Annotated in this window: 16 protein-coding genes; 1 reads left to right on the top strand and 15 read right to left on the bottom strand. The window is 32.2% G+C overall.

Annotation, left to right across the window (positions count from 1 at the left end; all coding sequences use genetic code 11):
* Positions 1-45: 45 nt before the first annotated feature.
* The 7 genes from ACTTA0_RS01570 to ACTTA0_RS01540 form a co-directional block, all read right to left on the bottom strand.
* Positions 46-1,206: a TRAP transporter substrate-binding protein gene (locus ACTTA0_RS01570; RefSeq protein WP_262589921.1), complete on the bottom strand. Its 1,161-nt coding sequence runs from the start codon at positions 1,204-1,206 to the stop codon at positions 46-48.
* A 125-nt stretch (positions 1,207-1,331) separates the two neighbouring features.
* Positions 1,332-2,405 (bottom strand): ABC transporter ATP-binding protein, encoded by a 1,074-nt coding sequence (locus tag ACTTA0_RS01565; RefSeq protein WP_075505836.1) that lies wholly within the window; start codon positions 2,403-2,405, stop codon positions 1,332-1,334.
* Positions 2,398-3,477, bottom strand: coding sequence for an ABC transporter ATP-binding protein (locus ACTTA0_RS01560; protein ID WP_440650846.1), 1,080 nt, complete (start codon positions 3,475-3,477; stop codon positions 2,398-2,400). The genes ACTTA0_RS01565 and ACTTA0_RS01560 overlap by 8 nt, the downstream gene beginning before the upstream one ends.
* Positions 3,477-4,325, bottom strand: coding sequence for a carbohydrate ABC transporter permease (locus tag ACTTA0_RS01555; RefSeq protein ID WP_075505838.1), 849 nt, complete (start codon positions 4,323-4,325; stop codon positions 3,477-3,479). The genes ACTTA0_RS01560 and ACTTA0_RS01555 overlap by 1 nt, the downstream gene beginning before the upstream one ends.
* Positions 4,326-4,328: 3 nt before the next feature.
* Positions 4,329-5,192: a carbohydrate ABC transporter permease gene (locus ACTTA0_RS01550; protein WP_075505839.1), complete on the bottom strand. Its 864-nt coding sequence runs from the start codon at positions 5,190-5,192 to the stop codon at positions 4,329-4,331.
* Positions 5,193-5,264: 72 nt separating this feature from the next.
* Positions 5,265-6,803 (bottom strand): extracellular solute-binding protein, encoded by a 1,539-nt coding sequence (locus tag ACTTA0_RS01545; RefSeq protein WP_440635396.1) that lies wholly within the window; start codon positions 6,801-6,803, stop codon positions 5,265-5,267.
* A 20-nt stretch (positions 6,804-6,823) separates the two neighbouring features.
* On the bottom strand, positions 6,824-7,885 hold the full coding sequence (locus ACTTA0_RS01540) for an NAD(P)-dependent alcohol dehydrogenase (protein WP_262589926.1): 1,062 nt from the start codon (positions 7,883-7,885) through the stop codon (positions 6,824-6,826).
* Between the two features lie 200 nt (positions 7,886-8,085).
* Between ACTTA0_RS01540 and ACTTA0_RS01535 the strand changes: the two genes are divergently transcribed.
* Positions 8,086-9,117 (top strand): GAF domain-containing protein, encoded by a 1,032-nt coding sequence (locus tag ACTTA0_RS01535; RefSeq protein WP_440675717.1) that lies wholly within the window; start codon positions 8,086-8,088, stop codon positions 9,115-9,117.
* Here the strand turns inward: ACTTA0_RS01535 and ACTTA0_RS01530 are convergent.
* The 8 genes from ACTTA0_RS01530 to ACTTA0_RS01495 form a co-directional block, all read right to left on the bottom strand.
* Positions 9,114-10,319 carry an MFS transporter gene (locus tag ACTTA0_RS01530; protein WP_440675716.1) on the bottom strand — a complete coding sequence of 402 codons (1,206 nt, stop codon included), beginning with the start codon at positions 10,317-10,319 and terminating at the stop codon, positions 9,114-9,116. The genes ACTTA0_RS01535 and ACTTA0_RS01530 overlap by 4 nt on opposite strands.
* Before the next feature lie 6 nt (positions 10,320-10,325).
* Positions 10,326-11,279, bottom strand: coding sequence for a 2-hydroxyacid dehydrogenase (locus ACTTA0_RS01525; protein ID WP_440675714.1), 954 nt, complete (start codon positions 11,277-11,279; stop codon positions 10,326-10,328).
* 7 nt (positions 11,280-11,286) lie between these two features.
* Positions 11,287-12,576, bottom strand: coding sequence for a glycolate oxidase subunit GlcF (gene glcF / locus ACTTA0_RS01520; protein ID WP_440675712.1), 1,290 nt, complete (start codon positions 12,574-12,576; stop codon positions 11,287-11,289).
* Positions 12,576-13,856, bottom strand: coding sequence for an FAD-binding protein (locus tag ACTTA0_RS01515; RefSeq protein ID WP_440675711.1), 1,281 nt, complete (start codon positions 13,854-13,856; stop codon positions 12,576-12,578). The genes glcF and ACTTA0_RS01515 overlap by 1 nt, the downstream gene beginning before the upstream one ends.
* On the bottom strand, positions 13,810-15,306 hold the full coding sequence (locus ACTTA0_RS01510) for an FAD-linked oxidase C-terminal domain-containing protein (RefSeq protein ID WP_440635392.1): 1,497 nt from the start codon (positions 15,304-15,306) through the stop codon (positions 13,810-13,812). The genes ACTTA0_RS01515 and ACTTA0_RS01510 overlap by 47 nt, the downstream gene beginning before the upstream one ends.
* A 3-nt stretch (positions 15,307-15,309) precedes the next feature.
* Positions 15,310-16,473 carry a pyridoxal phosphate-dependent aminotransferase gene (locus tag ACTTA0_RS01505; protein WP_440675710.1) on the bottom strand — a complete coding sequence of 388 codons (1,164 nt, stop codon included), beginning with the start codon at positions 16,471-16,473 and terminating at the stop codon, positions 15,310-15,312.
* Positions 16,474-16,546: 73 nt separating this feature from the next.
* The gene (locus ACTTA0_RS01500; protein ID WP_440675708.1) at positions 16,547-17,698 is read right to left on the bottom strand and encodes an alpha-hydroxy acid oxidase; all 1,152 of its coding nucleotides are present in this window, start codon (positions 17,696-17,698) and stop codon (positions 16,547-16,549) included.
* 9 nt (positions 17,699-17,707) lie between these two features.
* Positions 17,708-18,220 (bottom strand): acyloxyacyl hydrolase, encoded by a 513-nt coding sequence (locus tag ACTTA0_RS01495; RefSeq protein ID WP_440613658.1) that lies wholly within the window; start codon positions 18,218-18,220, stop codon positions 17,708-17,710.
* Positions 18,221-18,222 lie beyond the last annotated feature (2 nt).

The following is an 18,222-nucleotide window of genomic DNA, read 5'->3' as shown; positions in this document are numbered from 1 at the left end:
AAAAGGGGGTTTTTCAACCCCCTTTTAAATTTATTTTAAAGTTAATTAGATTTTAACTTTTTCGATTGGACCAAACTCATTTTCATAAGCTAATTTGTAGTTCGGTTGATTCATCAACAGATACTTCATAGTTCTCTTAGCGTATGCTTTTTGTGAGTCTACTACTTTTTTGAAGAAAGCATCTTTAGCAGAAAACTCTCCTACAACTTTATCCCAACCTTTTAATTGTTCTGCTAGGATAGCATCAGACGTTTGGTAAACATTAACCTTATGCTCATTCATCAACTTAGCAAGGTCAGTTGAATATCTAACCAATGCTTTAAAGTAGTTATCTGAGTTTGCAGCATAAGCAGCATTTCTCAAGATAGCTTGATGTTCAGGTGAAAGGCTGTTTAGTCTCTTAGTGTTCATAGGAATTTCAAACATTTCCTGAGATTGGTGGAAACTTCCTAAGTGATAGTGTTTAGAGACGTCTTGCATTCCAAACTGTGAGTCTGATGTTGGGTTGTTAAACTCAGCAGCATCAATCAAACCAGTTTTCATTGCTGGTTGGATTTCACCACCTGGTAACTGTCTTACAACCATTCCCATAGCAGTTAAAACGTTAGTCGCTAGACCAACAGTTCTATACTTCATACCTTTAACATCAGATACTTTAGTTACGTTCTTTTTGAACCAACCAAAAGGCTGTGCAGGCATTGGCATATGGAAGAAACCTGTGTAATTAAATCCTACACTTTTTACAGCTTCTTCATATAATGCTCTTCCTCCACCATACTCCATCCATCCCATAACTTCTTGAGACGACATTCCGTATGAGGGACCTGTTCCAAAAAGAGATGCAGCAGGGTTTTTTCCGTACCAGTATGCTGTCACCCAGTGACCCATATCTACTACTCCAGAACTAACTGCTTGACCAATTTCAGAAGTTTTTACAACTGCTCCAACTGGTTGCACATCAATTTTTAATTTACCACCTGACATGTCACTAACCATTTTCGCATAGTCTGAAGCCATTTCGAAAAATATGTTAGCACCTGATGGCCAAGCAGCTTGCATTTTTAAAGTAACGTGACCGTCACCTAAAGCAATGTTTGGCATAGCCACTGCTGCTGCTGTTGCTGCACCAGTTGCTGCCGCTGCTTTGAAGAACTTTCTTCTTGAAGGAGTTTTAGAACTCTTCAAAGATTTCTTATTCTTAATCATTTATTCTCCTCTAGTTAATTAACTTGGCGAGCACTAAAACATATTTTCACATTAGAGTCTTTCTAAAAAGTGACCTAGAATGGGTTAGATAGGGTTTTTTTACAATTATAGGTAGAATTTAAAACTTAAATTAATTTATTATTTTCGTAAATACAGCACTTTTCAGCTGGAATATGAAGTTTAATTTTTTCACCTGAAATTTCGGTTTCTCTATTAACTTTAGATTTAATTTCAAAATTATCCATTCTCGCAGTAATCAATTTGTAATTACCAAAATCTTCAACCTTTTGAACATTCACATCAACAAGATTTTCACTTTGATTTTTTGCAATTTTAATAAACTCAGATCTAATTCCTAATTTTATATTTTTATTTTTTAAATTAGACAAATTTGTATTCGTTTTAATTATTGTATTATTTATTTTAACAGTATTTTCTGAAGTTGCTTCACTATCAAATAAATTCATAGCAGGTGAACCAATAAAGTAACCAACAAAAGTTGTATTAGGTCTTTCAAATAATTCTTTGGGCGAACCTGTTTGTACAACTTCTCCTTCGCTCATCACAATTATATTATCTGCAAATGTCATGGCTTCGTTTTGATCATGTGTTACATAAACTAACGTTGTTTTGTATTGTTCGTTTATTTCTTTTAGGTTTCTTCTTAATCTAAATTTTAGATCAGGATCAATAACAGTTAAAGGCTCATCCATTAAAACTGCAGCAACATCTTCTCGTACCAAACCTCTTCCTAAAGATATTAATTGTTTTTGATCTGCTGTTAATTTTCGCGCAGGAGAGTTTAAAAAAGATTTTAAATTTAAAGTTTCTGCAACAGAGTTGACTCTTTCATCTATTTTGGCTTTTGAAAAATCTCTGCACTTTAATGGAAAAGCAAGATTTTCAAAAACTGTCATGGTGTTATAAATTACTGGAAACTGAAAAACTTGAGCAATATTTCTTTCTTCTGTTTTTAAATCTGTAACATTCTTATCATCAAATAATATTTTCCCAGCTGATGGTCTTACCAATCCAGAAACAATATTTAACATCGTTGTTTTTCCACATCCAGAAGGACCTAAGATTGCATATCTATTTCCGTTCTCCCAAGTCATCGAAAATGGATTTAATGCATAAACTGGATTTGGATCATTTGGATTGTAAGAATGTGAGATATTACTTAAATCAATTTTAGCCATTGTTTCCTCCAAATGGTGAGGATGCTAATTTACCATCAGCAGCAAAGGCATAAGCTCTATCTATTTTAAAATCTATTTTAATCTTGTCATGAATTTTAAAATTCAAAACCTCTTCTATAGAAATAATAATTTTTATAGTTCCTCTTTTTAAATGGAGTAAAGTTTCAGAACCACTAATTTCAGCAAGCTCAACTTCAAATTCATGACCATTTTCATTAAGTTCAATGTCTGAAGATCTTAAACCAATCTTTAATCCGCTATCTGTTAACTTTGATAAATGATTAGGCGCTTTAATTTCAATACCTTCAAATCTTATTTGCTCATTAGATATTTCTGCTTCAATAATATTCATAGGTGGGTCGTTAGAAATTTCAGCAACTTTTAAAGAACTTGGGTTCTCAAATATTTCTTTTGCTGGACCTACTTGCAGCACTTTCCCCTCATCTAGAACAATTACTTCTCCATTTAGTTCCATGGTCTCTCTTGGGTCTGTAGTAGAATAAATTAAAATAGTTTCATCAGCTAAACCCTTTGAAAACAAACTCTTAAATTCCTCTCTAAGCTGTTCTCTCAATTTGTAATCTAAATTAACTAGAGGTTCGTCTAGCAATAATATTTTAGCATTTTTAACTAATGATCTTGCTAGAGAGACACGTTGTTGCTGACCACCAGACAACTCCTGTATTTTTCTGTTTTCATAGCCAACTAACCCAACTGATTTTAAAGACTCCATTACTTTATTTTTGATTTCTTCATTATCGATTTTTCTTTGTCTCAGAGGAAAAGCAATATTTTCAAATACATTTAAATGAGGGTAATTAATAAATTGTTGATACACCATAGCTACATTTCTTTGCCAAACTGGAACCTTTAAAAAATCCTTACCATCAAATTCAATAGCACCGCTATCTGGAGTTAAAAGACCAGCTATAGTTTTTAGTAAAGTTGTTTTACCTGACAAAGTTCTTCCAAGAATTGTGTATAAATTCCCCTCTTTAAAATTAAAGGACACTTCATTTAAGTGATATTCTTCACTTGGTTTATAGGTTAAGTTGTTAGCAATTAAATTCATTATTTAATTGCTCCTGATAAGTTTCCTTTAGATAGATATCTCTCAACTATGAAGGCTACTATAATTAATGGTGCAACTGAAACCAGGGCAGATGCTGATAAGCTCCACCATGGAGTAACAGATGAGTTCAAAGCAACAATTTTTACTGGTAATAACTGTACTTCTGTAAAAGTTAAAATGAATGCAAAGAAAAAGTCTATCCATCCAAAAATAATACAAAACATACCAGCAACAATTAATCCTGGTATTGAGTTTGGTAGCACCACTTTTAAGAAAGCTTGATAAGGATTACATCCATCAATCAAAGCTGTTTCATCAATCTCTCTTGGAACTTTATTAAAGAAATCAACCATAATCCAAACTGCAATAGGCATCAGTAAAACAATATAAACTACAATCAATCCTACGAGGCTATCTAATAAATTAATTGAACTTAGAAATAAGAAAAATGGAATTGACAAAACAATTGGCGGCATAATTCTTTGAGAAATAAAGAAAAATGTAATGTCATTATTTTTTACAAAACCTGCTTTAAAGGTGTATCTGGATAAAGCATAAGCTGACAATGTGCCAAGAATTATACTAATTAAACTTGCAGTACAGGTTACAAATAAACTATTGAAATAAGGTTCTACTATATCAACTCCACCTTTAGCTGGAGATTTTATCAAAACTTTCCAACCCTCTAAATTAGGTTCAAAATCTACCCATGGTATATACGTAACTCCACCATTTACAGATTGAAAATCTTTAAACGATGTAGTTAAGGCCCAAAGAAAAGGAGCAACAACAAAAACTGCCCAAAAGACAATAAAAAAATATTTTAAAAATGTATAAAGCTTGCTCATAATTTATTCTTTTAAAAGTAATTTAGTTAAAACCTTTGCAATAATTGTTAAACTTATGATCATAATAATTAAGTAAGTAAAAGACATCGAAGCTGCGTATCCCATTTGAAACTCTCTCAATCCCTTAATAAAAATATAAAAACTTGATGTTTCTGTTGAGGTACCTGGACCTCCTGATGTTAGGACATATACCGTATCCATAATTTTAGATGCCTCAATTAATCTTATAATTATTGCCCCAATTGATATAGGTGCCATTAGCGGAAAAGTTACATAAATAAACTTTCTAACTGGACTAGCTCCATCAATTGCAGCAGCTAAAAATGGTTCTTTAGGTAATGACAATAAACCTGCTAATAAAAGTAGAAACATAAACGGTGTCCACTGCCAAACCTCAACTATAATTACTGTAAATTTAGCTAAAGCTGGGTCTGTTAACCATTTCGGAGATAAACCAAAATTAGATAAAATATCATTAACAGGTCCTAAAGACTCATGAAAAAAAGTTCTCCAAATAACAGTCATAATTACTGGAGTTGTCATCATTGGAACTAAAAATAATACTCTAAAAAATCTTTTAAATTTGATGTCTTTCCAAACCATATGTGCAAGAGCAAATCCAATTACATACTGGAGAATTACTGTTGTAACAGATAAAAAACTTAATCTAAAAAAAGATTCCCAAAATCTTGGGTCGTCTGTAAATAGACGGATATAGTTTTCTATACCTATAAAATCTAAACCTGGATTATAACTATTCCATCCAGATAAACTTAATCTAACAACAAAAATAATTGGAAAGATTAAAATTCCAATCAACACAAATAGACCTGGAAACAGAAAGAAATATTTATGCTTAAAGTTCATTTGTAAAATTGGATTATATTATGTTTTTTATATGTGGCCATTTTAATAAACGGCCACATAAATTAAGTATTATTATAGTTGGTTATCTTCCATTTTAACACCAACAGCGTAGGCATCTCTTACTGCTTTTTTACCTACTCTGCTTACAATTGCTTCCCACTCTTTAGCAACTTCGTCTAATGCTTCTTGAGGAGACAATTGTCCTGCTAAAGCTTTAGAAGTTCCTGTAGCAACAGCACTTGTAAACTCAAATACACCTGGAACTCTTAGAGGGAAAACTCTATTTTGACTTTTCTCCATATCTAAAAGTGTTTGAGTGTAACTGTTAGCGATCTCTGGATCCCAACCCATACTATTAATGTAAATATTAGGGTCGAAGTCAGAGTTTTTGAAAGGGTTAACACCAAATCTACCAATTGCTAAGTCAGCTTGGTGGTTTGCTCCGTTTGAGAAAAAGCAAAGATAATCAAACGCCATATCTTTTACTTTACTTTTCTTAGCAACACCAACTGCCCAACCCCAAACAATATAAGGAGCTTGGTTGTATTGGTTTTCCCAGCTATTTGAAACTCTGTTCCAAACTTTGTTGGCACCTGGAAGAGGAGCTGCACCTACTTTGTTTTTAATAGGGCTGTCATCTTGCATCGCTGCAATAAATGCATCATCCCATGAAAAACTAAATAAAGTTTGTCCACCACCAAATGATCCGATTTCGTCACCTAGACCAAAGTTAGTTCCCCCTGGAGGAACATATTTAGTAGCCTCAACCCAATCAGTTAAAGCTTCAACGAAACCTGGATTATTAATGTTTGGTTTCATAGTTTCTAAATCAAAAAAGAAACCACCTGGAGTTCTTGGATTTTTAGCATATGCAACTGATCTGCTGAAAAAAGCTGCAAACATTAAGTCGTCTTTTTTCATAACTTCAGCTGAACCATATTCTAACTCACCATCTCCATCCCAGTCCCAACCATTAAAGAATTTTGCCATCTCAGCATATTCTTTCCAAGTTGTTGGAACTTTTAGATCTTTTCCTGTTTCTGCTTTATATTTTTTTTGCATTTCAGGATTGTCAATGACGTCTTTTCTATATTTTAGATAGTGTCTGTCACCATCAACTGGATACTGGTACATAGTTCCATCCCAAGATGATACACCCATATGAGATTTGGTTACGTCTTTCATCTCTGTTGAGTTCATATACTTCTTAGGAACTGGTGCTAAATATCTTTTCCAGTCATTTATAAAGTTAGAAAATCCAAACACAATATCGTAAGGTGCTTGTCCAGCTTGAAAAGGAACCATTGCTTTAGAATACAAATCACCTGCTGGTGTATGAGTAACTTCAACTTTAGCTCCAGTTAATTTTTCAAACTGTTCAGCATGAAGAGCTGTTGGCTCTCCCATTACTGGAATTGCGTGAGTATTTATTTTAAGAGTTTTTCCTTTGTAATTTTTCTTAGACATTTCCTCATAAGAACAATCACCTGGAATATCTCCTGTTGCTTTGATATGTGGGAATTGATCACTCCACTTATCAGCATATGCCATAGGGCTAAATATCATCATACTTGATATTACAGCCGTTAAGCAGGTTTTTATTATTTTCATTATCACCTCTCTTTTTTTTTTTATGGAACTAAAACAGCTCGTCCCTTAACCTTACCATCGTTAAGATCATGAAGCGCTTTATTAGCATCGTCTAAACTATACTCCTGCATAGAGAGCTTAACTTTACCTCTGTCAGCTAACTCCATTAATTCATATAATTCAGACCACGTTCCCACTAAATTACCTACAATTGTTTTCTCAGAAATAATTAAATCAACTGCAAGTGATTTAATTTCTTCTCCATATCCAACTATGTAGTAAAAACCACCATTAGAAGTCATTTGAATTCCCATGGCAGTAGATCCTTTTTCACCTACGAAATCAATTACAGCTTCAGAACCTTTTCCTTTTGTTAGTTCTTGAACTTTTTCAATTTCGTTTCCATCAATTAAAACTCCGTGGTCACCACCAAGTTCCATTGCATGTTTCAATGCTGCTTCAGATTTTTCAACAATAATAATATCTGCTGCACACATAGCTTTTAAACATTGAATAGCGATGTGACCTAAACCTCCTGCACCAATAATTGTACAGCTCTGACCAGGTAGCAAATGTCTTGTTGCTTTTTTTACTACTCTATAAGCTGTAAGACCTGCATCTGAAAAAGGTGCAACATCTTTAGGCGCTAATACTTTTGGAAGTTTAATTAGATTTCTAACGCTAGTTTTTAATAGTTCAGCGTAGCCACCTTCTTTAATACTTAATCCAGGAAATGCACCTGCTTCAGCATGCATATCATTACCTCTTCTGCAATCTAAACAAGTTCCTCCTGTTCCAGAAATAAGTGGGTGTAATATTACAGGATCACCCTTTTTAAATTCAGTAACGTCTGAACCTACATCTTCTACCCAACCAGCATTTTCATGTCCCATTACACATGGTAATAATTTTCCATCTGGATCTTGAATATGTTTCCATACTCCTTCAATAATATGTAAATCAGTTCTGCAAACTCCTGCAGCACCAATTTTAACTATAACGTCTGACGCCTTTTCAATTTTAGGATCTGGCATCTCCTCCCCTGTGACCCAGACCTTTTCTTTCATTTCAGGGTCATATTTATGCAAAACCTGTGCTTTCATTATTATCTCTCCTTTAATATTTAAGTAACACTATTAAAATTCTGATATAGAATGGAGTCAACGGCATCTTTATATGTACAAAAAGTTAACAATTACAACCTGTGGTTGGTTGTTGTATCTAGAAAAACAAATAAACTTTTAAAATGTCAAACTTAAGTCACTCAAACAGCGAACTTAAAAATATCCTACACAAAAGGAATATGAGCTCTTATGAGATGGGAAAAGATATTAATGAAAGTTGGTTGAGATGTATCAGTGAAGGCCTTGATCCGTTTAATGATCCTAAACAAAGTGTAATTTCATCAATCGAATTAAAAGAGATAAAAGAGCGAAATGAAACTATCAGAAGAATAATTATTCCTGAACTAGAACTTTTATATTCCCAAATAGCAGGAACAAATTTTATGGTGGCTTACTCAGATGAGAAAGGATTAGTCTTGGATACAATTTATGACAAATCTTGTTTGCAAACTGACGTTGGTAAAACAGTAATACCAGGTTCAATTTGGGCAGAAAAAATTTGTGGAACAAACGGTCTTGGCTTATCTGTTGAACTAAAAAAACCAACTATAGTTTCAGGTAAAGAACACTTTTTTACTGCTCATGAAAATATTTCGTGCTTTGCAAGTCCAATCATAAATTATGACGGTAAAATTATTGGTATTATTGATGCTTCAACAGACTCAATGTCCAGAGAACAACATACGCTAGCTTTAGTAAGACTTGCAACTAGAAGTATCGAAACCAAATTGTTTATTAAAAAATTTGAAAACGAATTAATTATTTCTTTTCACCCAAGACAAGAATATCTAACTACAACTAGTGTTGGGATGCTAGCAATAAATGGGGATGGATTAATTGTGGGTGCAAACAACAATGCAAAAATTATGCTTAACGGACTAGTTGACTTGAAAAATGAAAATTTTAATAAAATTTTTACAACTTCATTTTCATCAATTGCATCAGATATCTTAAATAATAAAACTCTAAAGATAACAGATCATTTAGGTTCATCTGTTTTTGTGGTCAAAAGTCAAAATTTTAAAGAAAGTAAATTTATAGAAACTAGCAAACAAAACAAAACTTACGCTTGTAAAAATTGTGAGCATACAAAAATTAAAAGAGAAAAATGTATCTTAATTAGATCAACTTTTAGTGAGACTAATAACATTTCTGCAGCATCAAGAAAATTGGGTGTATCTAGAACTACAATTTATAAACATCTAAATTAATTATTTTTTAATAAAAAATATAAATAAGAAGTTAAAGACGTAACTAGTACAAAAGACATTGCCAATTGAAATGAAACAATTTCAGAGTAGTTTAAACTTAATCCTAAATCTATAATAAGCCCAATTATCCATTGCAGAAAGAAGGCACCTATAAATATCAATAGATTATAAGAAGTTAGAGCTTTACCTGCATTAGAAACAGAAAAAGCCATTCCAACAGCTGGCTGAATTAAGGACAAAAATACAGCTGAAACTATGAATAATGCCCAATGAATTGAATCTGTATTTGGACCTAGATAAATAATTACACCCAATACCAATAAACTTAATGGTGAACCATATTTCAACAATCTGATTGCATCATTAACGTTCTTTGAAAATTTCGGAACAAAATAGCCCCATATCAAAAATGATAGCAACATAAAAAAATAAATTAAAAATAACCCTTTTGCACTTTCTTCTGGTGTATACCCAGATACTTTTATCATCCAAGGACCAGCCCATAGTGTTTGGATAGCAAATAATCCTCCAGTGCTAAAAAAGCCCATTGGAATAACACTTCTGAAGAATTGATTTTGCCAAACAATACTCAATTTTGCATCATCGTTTTTCTGATTACCTTTTGAAGTCCACTGAGGGATAAAAATAATTATCAAAATTATACAAACCAAAGTTATGAAAGCTAAAAGCAAAAATATATTTCTCCAACCAATTATAGGTAAGAAAAATTGAACTGGTAAACTTGATGACAACATACCAATTGCACCGACCATTAACATCCATGAGTTTGCACGTTGTTGGGTTTCATCTTGATACCAAATCCGATAAGCTGTCAAAGGCCCCATTAAACAAGCTCCAACACCAACTCCTATAATTATTCTAGATACTAAAAGAGTTAAAAAATTCTGAGCGAGAGCAAATATTAATAAACCAACAATGGTTAATGATAAAAAGTATGAAACAATTTTTCTTGGACCTCTCATGTCTAGCATATAGCCTAAAGGGATTTGTACACTTGCAAATCCTAGAAAATATCCGCCACCTAATAATCCAAGCTCTCCTGCAGAAAGATTAAATTCATTTACTAATTCAGGTGAAATTGTTGCAGTTATTGCTCTTAAGAGAGTAGAAATAAAATATCCTAAAGCAAAAACTAAAAAAATTATAATAGCTTTTGATTTAGCTAGAACAGGTTTATTCATTAAAATTTAGTTAACTTTATTAACGCAATTACCAGTTCTAAAAAATTCTTCTATATTATCTATCGCTAAATTTCCCATTGCAATTCTAGTATCTTTTGTAGCGCTTCCTAAATGAGGCAAAACAAAAACACTCGGGATTTTTAAATAACCAGAATTTAAATTTGGTTCATTTTTATAAACATCTAATCCTGCTGCATAAATTTTTCTTCTATTCAATGCATCAATCAAAGCTTCATCATCAACTATATCGCCTCGAGCAACATTTGTTATTACAGCACCTTTAGGGAAATACTCTACTGTCTCTTTATTTATTAAATTTTCTGTTTCTTTTGTAGCTGGACAACAGATAGATAAAACATCTGACACTGAAAAAAGACTTTTTATGCTGTCATGATAAATTGCACCCTGCTCTTTATCTTCACTTAATTTTGAACGATTATGATAATGAATAATCATACCTAAAGATTTAGCAATATTTGCAATTTTTTGACCGATACGACCCATACCTAAAATTCCTAATCTTGTTCCTGTTAACTGTTTTCCAATTAAATAATCTGCGGACCATTTCCATCCACCCTCACGAGCAGACTCAATTCCCTCAGACGCTCTTCGACAAGCTCCTAATATGAGCAATATTCCTATCTCAGCTGTAGCATCTGATAAAACTTCTGGAGTATTAGTTACGGCAATACCTCTTTTTTTAGCAGCATCTAAATCAATGTTTCCAAAACCAACTGCAAAATTTGAAATTATTTTAATACTATCTGGAAGCTTATTTATTGTATCAGCATCTAATTTTTCAGTTAAAGATGATAAAATTCCATCGCATCCTTCGCTCATTTCAATAATTTTTGATTGTGAATAAAGTTCATCATTTGAATTAAATTTAGCTTCAAATAATTTTGATGCTTTATCTTCACTCTCTCGGATTAGTCTTCTTGTAATTAAAATTTTTTTCATAAAACCCCTATTTTAAAATTTCAGGTTTGGGACCGCCTGTGTACCAATCTAAAACTTCAATTGTATGTAAAATTGGGACTTTAGTACCATGAGAAATTTGGGTAATACAACCAATATTTCCTGTTGAAATAAAATCAGGATCTAAACTTTCAATGTTATTTACCTTATTTTTTAATAGTTGTTTTGCAATTTTTGATTGTAAAATATTATAAGTTCCAGCTGATCCACAACAAATATGTCCTTGTGGAATTTCCATTATTTCATTGTTAGTTTTTTCAAGTAATGAAATTGGTTGTGAATGAACTTTTTGACCATGCTGCATTGAACATGCAGAGTGATAAGCAACTTTATATTTCTTTGCTTTAGATTTTATATTTAGCTTTAAACTTTCAAAAATGTATTCTGAAATATCTCTTGTAAGATCTGATATGACTTTGGCTTTTTTACTTAACTCTTTGTCATCTCTAAAAATAAAACCATAATCCTTCATGGTAGTACCACAACCCGATGTATTAGATAAAATTGCATCTAAATTTCCCTTTTGATGCTCTTCATACCAAGTATTTATATTATTTTTAAAATCTTGGTGAGCATCATCTTCTTTTCCTAGATGATGATTTAAAGATCCACAGCAACGAATTTTTTTGGGAACCACAACTTCAACCCCATGTCTATTTAATAATCTGATTGTTGCTTCGTTTATTTGAGGTGAAATTTCTTTTTGTACACATCCAGTTAATAAAGCAACTCTTGCTATTCTTTTTTTGTCTGAAACTTTATAAATCTCTTTAATAGGTAAAGTTTTTTTTGGAAAAGTTGTTGGCATTAATTCAATCATGTCTTTAATCTTTGTAGGCATCAAGAATTTGAATGGCATTGCCAATTTAACAAAAAAACTTGAAAGTCTAAATACTTTAACATTTGGTAAAGTGATTGATAAAAAATATCTAATTAGTTTATCAAAAAAAGATCTTTCATAATTTTTTTCAATATATTTTTTTCCGTGATCTATGATGTGCATGTAATTTACGCCTGCAGGACAAGTAGTCATACAGCTATAACATGAAAGACAACGATCAATGTGCTTAACAACTTTTTCGGTTGGTTTTCTATTGTTTTCCAACATGTCTTTTATAAGATAAATTCTACCTCTTGGTCCATCCAATTCATCACCTAACAGCTGATGTGTGGGACAAGTAGCATTGCACATTCCACAGTGAACACACTTTTTAAATACTTTTTCTGTAGCAAAATTATCAGAGTTTTTAAGTTGCTGTTCAGTAAATTTTGTCTGCATTAAATGCCTCTATACATTTTTCCAGGGTTTAAAATTCTTTTTGGATCAAAACTTTTCTTAATTTTTTCTGAAATCATCAAACGTATATCATCGACTGTAAAAATTGATTCTCCATAATCGTAATCTGCAGAAGTTTTTATTACAGTTAAATAACCACCTGACTCCAGAGCTATTTTTTTTAGCTCTTTTATTTTTTCTTCTTTTTGTTCATCAACTTCTATCCAAAATAATGATCCACACCAATCCACAAAATATTTATATTTATTATCTAAAAATTTTAATAAATTTGATCCTTTTGCTGGAGGAATAACCATTCTGATTAAATTATTTTTTGTATTTTCAAAAATTTCTAAATTATTAATTTTTTGCCAAAATGGTTCTGACTGATAAACATCTAAAGTGGAAGTTTCAAATTTATCAAGTTCAAGTTCTTTGCTTAAATTTTTAATTTTTTCCTTTATTGAAATTTTATCTCCCTCTACTCTAAAAGCTAGAAAAGAAGTATTAGATTTTAAATCGTTAAATTTTAGTACAGAATTTTTTTTCTTTAAGAAATCATCATCCTTTGATTTATTAGGAACATACACTGCTCCTGATATTTCACTGCTGGAACTTGATAATTTAATAAATAAATCAAAAATTTCCTCAGATTTATCAATATAAATTGCGATTGTATTTGATGAATCTTTTTTTGGTAAAACCTTTAAAGTGATTTCTGTTAAAGCTACTAAGGTACCAAAGGATCCTGCTATGAGTTTTGACAAATCATAACCAGTAACATTTTTAACTACTGTGCCACCTGATTTAATAATATCCCCTTTGCCATTTACTCCTTTAAAACCCAACACATGATCTCTAACACTTCCAACTTTAAACCTTCTTGAGCCTGCATAATTACAGGATAAATATCCTGCTATAGTTCCTTTGTTAGATACACCATTTTTTATATAACCAAAATCAATAGGCTCAAAAGCTAATTCCTGATTATTTTCATCAAGTATTTTTTCAACTTCTTCTACTGGCGTACAAGCCTTTACTTTAATATACAATTCCTCAGGTCTGTAATCTATTATGCCTGTTAATTTCGCAAGCGACATTGTGTTTGCTGATTGAGCTTTATTTCCTATAAAACTTTTAGAGTTATTTCCTATTATTTCTGTTGGAGAATCATTTTTATAAAGTTCTCTAATTAATTCTGAAACTTCACTTTCGTTTTTTGGATAATAGATGTTATTAGAATCTTGGAAGATCTGGGAATTTATCTTTGCTTTTATGGACATGAACCCTTCCTTCCTCCGCGCACTTTCTAAGAATAGGATATACTTTTCCAGGATTTAGTAAGTTTTTCTCATCTAATGATTTTTTAATATCTAACTGTTGTTGAATATCATTATCGTTGAACATCTCACACATAAGTTCTCTTTTTTCGATACCAACTCCATGCTCTCCTGTGATTACCCCCCCAAGTCTTACGCAAGTTTTTAATATTTCTGATCCAAACTCTTCAGTTTTTCTTAACTGTTCTTTATCATTCCCATCAAACATAATTAATGGATGTAAATTCCCATCACCTGCATGGAAACAATTTGCCACTGGTAAATTATATTTTTCTGAAAGTTTTTTTATTTCAAGTAAAGCTTCTGCGAGTTTGCCTCTAGGTATTGAGCCATCCATACAGTAATAATCTGGAGCCATTGCTCCACATGCTGGAAAAGCAGCTTTTCTCCCAGCCCAGAAAGATAACCTTTCTTTTTCATTTTTGCTTAGTTTTAAACTTGAACAATTATTTTTTTTACAGATTATCTCAACTTTTTTGATCAACTCGTTTACTTCAGACTCTGTTCCATCAAGTTCAACAATTAATAATAATTCTGCATCTCTTGGGTAACCAGCTTTACTAAAATTATCTGTTGCTTCTATAAGGGCTTTGTCCATTATTTCCATTCCAGCTGGAACTATTCCGCTTGAAATTATTTCAGACGCTGCATCTCCTCCTTCTTTAATAGATGGAAAACCAATTAAAGCTGCCTTAACAACTTCTGGTTTTTTTAGAATCTTGACAGTTACTTCGGTAACAACTCCTAATAATCCTTCTGAACCACAAATTAATCCCATTAGATCATACCCTTCTTGATCAAAAGATTTTCCTCCAATTTTACAAATAGTTCCATCCATCATTACCATTTCTACACCTAAAATATTGTTTGTAGTGGTTCCATATTTTAAAGAATGAACACCTCCTGAATTTTCAGCCACATTACCACCGATTGAACAAGCTAATTGGCTAGATGGATCTGGAGCATAATAAAAACCCTTATGTTCCACAGCATGAGTAATTCCTAAGTTAGTAACACCAGGTTGAGTGATCACACATTTATTCTCATAATCAATTTCTAAAATTTTATTAAATTTTCCTAAACCTAAAAGGATAGCGTCTTGCAAAGGTAATGCCCCACCGGATAAACCTGTTCCAGCTCCTCTTGGAACTACTTTGATATTTTCTTCATTACAATATTTAAGAATTTCACTAACTTCTTTAGTGTTTTCAGGCAAGACCACAGCTAAAGGCGTTTGGGTATAAACTGAAAGCGCATCAGTTTCATAAGGTCTTAATTCATCAGCTTCGCTTAAAACATTTTCTGGATTAGTTAGACTTGATAGTTTTTTTACTATTTGAGATTTATTAGATACAATAGACCTATCAATTTTTGGTAAAGCTATTTCAGACATAGCTTAACCTAGCATTTTTTTGATATTTTCCAATGCGTTAGAAATGTTATCCTGAGATGCAGCAAAGCTAAATCTTACGTAATCTTTGCATGTTTTTCCAAATGCCGTGCCTGGGACAATAGCAACACCCGCTTCATGCATGGCTCTTTTACAAAACTCTGAACCATCCATTCCAGTCCCTATAACTTTTGGAAATGCATAAAATGCTCCTCCTGGCAAACTGCATTCTATTCCGGGTAGACTATTCAGTCCTTCATGAATTAATTTTCTTCTTTGTGTAAATTTTTCCATCATCAAATCAATTGAATCGTCTGGTCCATCAAGCGCTGCTATTCCTGCAAATTGAGCCGCAGCATTAACACAAGAAACACTATTGATTAGTAATTTATTAATATGTTCAATTAAATTTTCAGGCCAAAAACTCCAACCTAATCTCCAACCTGTCATTGAGTAAGCTTTACTCCAGCCTTCTAAAACAATTAGTCTTTCTCTTAACTCAGGATAGTTAAAGAATGTTGGCATTTCTTTATTATCAAATACTTGTCTACTGTAAATTTCATCACTCAAAATAGTTACATGAGGATGTTTTTTTAAACCCTCTGCTAATTTATCAATTTCAGATTTCTCAACAAAACTTCCAGTTGGATTATTAGGATTAATTAAAATTAACAATCTAGTTTTTTCAGTTATTAAAGATAGAATTTTATCCGCACTAAATTTTAAATCTTTATCTTCTGTTAAATCATAAGGTACAGCAGTAGAACCTGTATAATTAATCATAGACTCATAAATAGGAAAAGCTGGTGTAGGATGAATAATTTCTGCTCCTGGCTCCCCAAAACACTGTATAGCATAATGCATTGTAGGTTTACCACCTGGCATTATGATAATTCTTTCTGGATCTACTTCAGCGTTATATCTTTTCTTGATCCATCTAGTAACCGCTTGTCTGCACTCTAAAATTCCATTTGAAAGAACATAGCCATGGTGACCATCATCTAAAGCTTTCTTTGCAGCTTCAACTACATGTTTGGGTGTTTTAAAATCTGGCTGACCCAACCCAAGATGTATCATTGGGTTTCCTTGCGCTTCTAATTTTTTAGCTTCTGCTAAAACTGAAAAAGCACTTTCTGTTCCAAGTCTATCAAGTGACGCTGCTAGTTTCATAATAAAGTTGGAAAATATACATAAATTAAGTTAATTGTCTATTAAGATAAAATTTGAATTTCCTTAATTTATCTTAATTTCTGTAGATTATTTTTGATTGATCAAGATCTTTTACAGATTTACAGCCCATCAAAATCATATTTCTTCTAATTTCTTTTTGCATGTTCTCTAGTAATCTTTCAACACCTTGTTGTCCTCCAGCGCCCAAACTAAAAAGAAATGCTTTTCCAAAACTACAAGCTGTTGCGCCGGCTGCAAGAGCTTTTAAAACATGCGTTCCTCTTCTTACTCCACCATCTAGAATAATTTCTAACTTATCACCTACTGCATCTGAAATTGCTTTAACTTGATCAAAGGGTGACCTAGATCCATCCAATTGTCTTCCCCCATGATTAGATATCATTATCGCTGTACAGCCTATATCAATTGCTCTCTTTGCATCTTCAACAGACATCACACCTTTTAGTGCCATTGGTTTATTCCATTTTTTAATACAGTATTCTGCATCTTTCCAATTCATCGCTGGATCATATTGCTCATTAATATAATCCATTACTGATTTAGCTATGTTTGTTCCTTTGTCGGTTTTGTTTTTAATATTTGCTAACTCAAATTTTTTATTAGTAAAATATTTAAAAACCCAACCAGGTCTCATGGCAAAACTTAATAAACTATCTAATGTAAATTTAGGTGGAGTAGTAAAACCAGTTCTATGATCTCTTTCTCTATTTCCTGCAACTAATGTATCAACAGTAATGCACATACCGTCAAAATTTGCTCTGCTACATCTATCAATTAAATCATCAGTAATTGATTTATCCTTATGGATATAAAGTTGAAATAGTTTTGGACCGCTAGAAACATTCGCAACTTCTTCTATAGAGAATGATGCCATTGTTGACATACTATAAATTGTATTAAATTTTTCTGCTGCTCTAGCAGAAGCTTTATCACCTTCTGGGTCATACAAACTTTGCATCGCTGTAGGAGACAAAAATAGAGGCATATCAATTTTTCTACCAAAAACTGTTGTAGATAAATCTGGCTCTCCAACACTGTTTAAAATATTAGGAACTAAATCACAGTCGTTAAATGAGTCTGTATTTCTGTTTAAAGTTATTTCATCATCAGCACCTCCATCAATATAATGAAATATTGGTGCTGGTAATTTTTTCTTGGCTAATTTTCTAAAGTCATCAAAATTATAGCAATCATTTAAATTCATAAAAGTGTATTAGAAGCTTTTAAAGAAATTAAACATATAACTATTTGCCCCAGGATTTTTATCTCCTATACTTGCATTAGATATATGATTATATGAAAAACCAAATTGACTGCTCTCAGACATATCTAAAGAAATTTGTAACTCAGATTTAAATTCTAAAACGTGACCTAAGTCTTTTCCATCACCTTCGTGATATAATCCTGGAGTAAAACTTGGATTAAAATTTAAAGAACCTATTTTATATTGTGCTTCTACTCCTGTATAAACATAAGCCGCACTATCTGCAGTTATAAGAGCACCAGTAATAGGTGATAAATTTCCAAGAAAAGTATCTCTATTTAAGTTTTCATTTTGATGCTGAAAGCCAATTAATTCTGATTTTTTTCCATCGTCACTAAAATCAAACATCCCAGTATAAACGTTAAACTCAGTATTTAAATCTCTCTGTTTAATTTCCTCTGCATTTGATGAAATCGGAAACGCTAGAAATATAAGTAAAATCAGAATTTTTTTTAAATGCATTT

It is taken from the genome of Candidatus Pelagibacter sp. HIMB1593 (assembly GCF_052047755.1).
Classification (GTDB): domain Bacteria; phylum Pseudomonadota; class Alphaproteobacteria; order Pelagibacterales; family Pelagibacteraceae; genus Pelagibacter.
This window is presented reverse-complemented; position numbering and strand designations above follow the sequence as displayed.

Bases quoted from the DNA above. Each gene is read 5' to 3' on its own strand.
- ACTTA0_RS01570 (WP_262589921.1), bottom strand. From the start codon at position 1,206: ATGATTAAGAATAAGAAATCTTTGAAGAGTTCTAAAACTCCTTCAAGA.
- ACTTA0_RS01565 (WP_075505836.1), bottom strand. From the start codon at position 2,405: ATGGCTAAAATTGATTTAAGTAATATCTCACATTCTTACAATCCAAAT.
- ACTTA0_RS01560 (WP_440650846.1), bottom strand. From the start codon at position 3,477: ATGAATTTAATTGCTAACAACTTAACCTATAAACCAAGTGAAGAATAT.
- ACTTA0_RS01555 (WP_075505838.1), bottom strand. From the start codon at position 4,325: ATGAGCAAGCTTTATACATTTTTAAAATATTTTTTTATTGTCTTTTGG.
- ACTTA0_RS01550 (WP_075505839.1), bottom strand. From the start codon at position 5,192: ATGAACTTTAAGCATAAATATTTCTTTCTGTTTCCAGGTCTATTTGTG.
- ACTTA0_RS01545 (WP_440635396.1), bottom strand. From the start codon at position 6,803: ATGAAAATAATAAAAACCTGCTTAACGGCTGTAATATCAAGTATGATG.
- ACTTA0_RS01540 (WP_262589926.1), bottom strand. From the start codon at position 7,885: ATGAAAGCACAGGTTTTGCATAAATATGACCCTGAAATGAAAGAAAAG.
- ACTTA0_RS01535 (WP_440675717.1), top strand. From the start codon at position 8,086: ATGAGCTCTTATGAGATGGGAAAAGATATTAATGAAAGTTGGTTGAGA.
- ACTTA0_RS01530 (WP_440675716.1), bottom strand. From the start codon at position 10,319: ATGAATAAACCTGTTCTAGCTAAATCAAAAGCTATTATAATTTTTTTA.
- ACTTA0_RS01525 (WP_440675714.1), bottom strand. From the start codon at position 11,279: ATGAAAAAAATTTTAATTACAAGAAGACTAATCCGAGAGAGTGAAGAT.
- glcF (WP_440675712.1), bottom strand. From the start codon at position 12,576: ATGCAGACAAAATTTACTGAACAGCAACTTAAAAACTCTGATAATTTT.
- ACTTA0_RS01515 (WP_440675711.1), bottom strand. From the start codon at position 13,856: ATGTCCATAAAAGCAAAGATAAATTCCCAGATCTTCCAAGATTCTAAT.
- ACTTA0_RS01510 (WP_440635392.1), bottom strand. From the start codon at position 15,306: ATGTCTGAAATAGCTTTACCAAAAATTGATAGGTCTATTGTATCTAAT.
- ACTTA0_RS01505 (WP_440675710.1), bottom strand. From the start codon at position 16,473: ATGAAACTAGCAGCGTCACTTGATAGACTTGGAACAGAAAGTGCTTTT.
- ACTTA0_RS01500 (WP_440675708.1), bottom strand. From the start codon at position 17,698: ATGAATTTAAATGATTGCTATAATTTTGATGACTTTAGAAAATTAGCC.
- ACTTA0_RS01495 (WP_440613658.1), bottom strand. From the start codon at position 18,220: ATGCATTTAAAAAAAATTCTGATTTTACTTATATTTCTAGCGTTTCCG.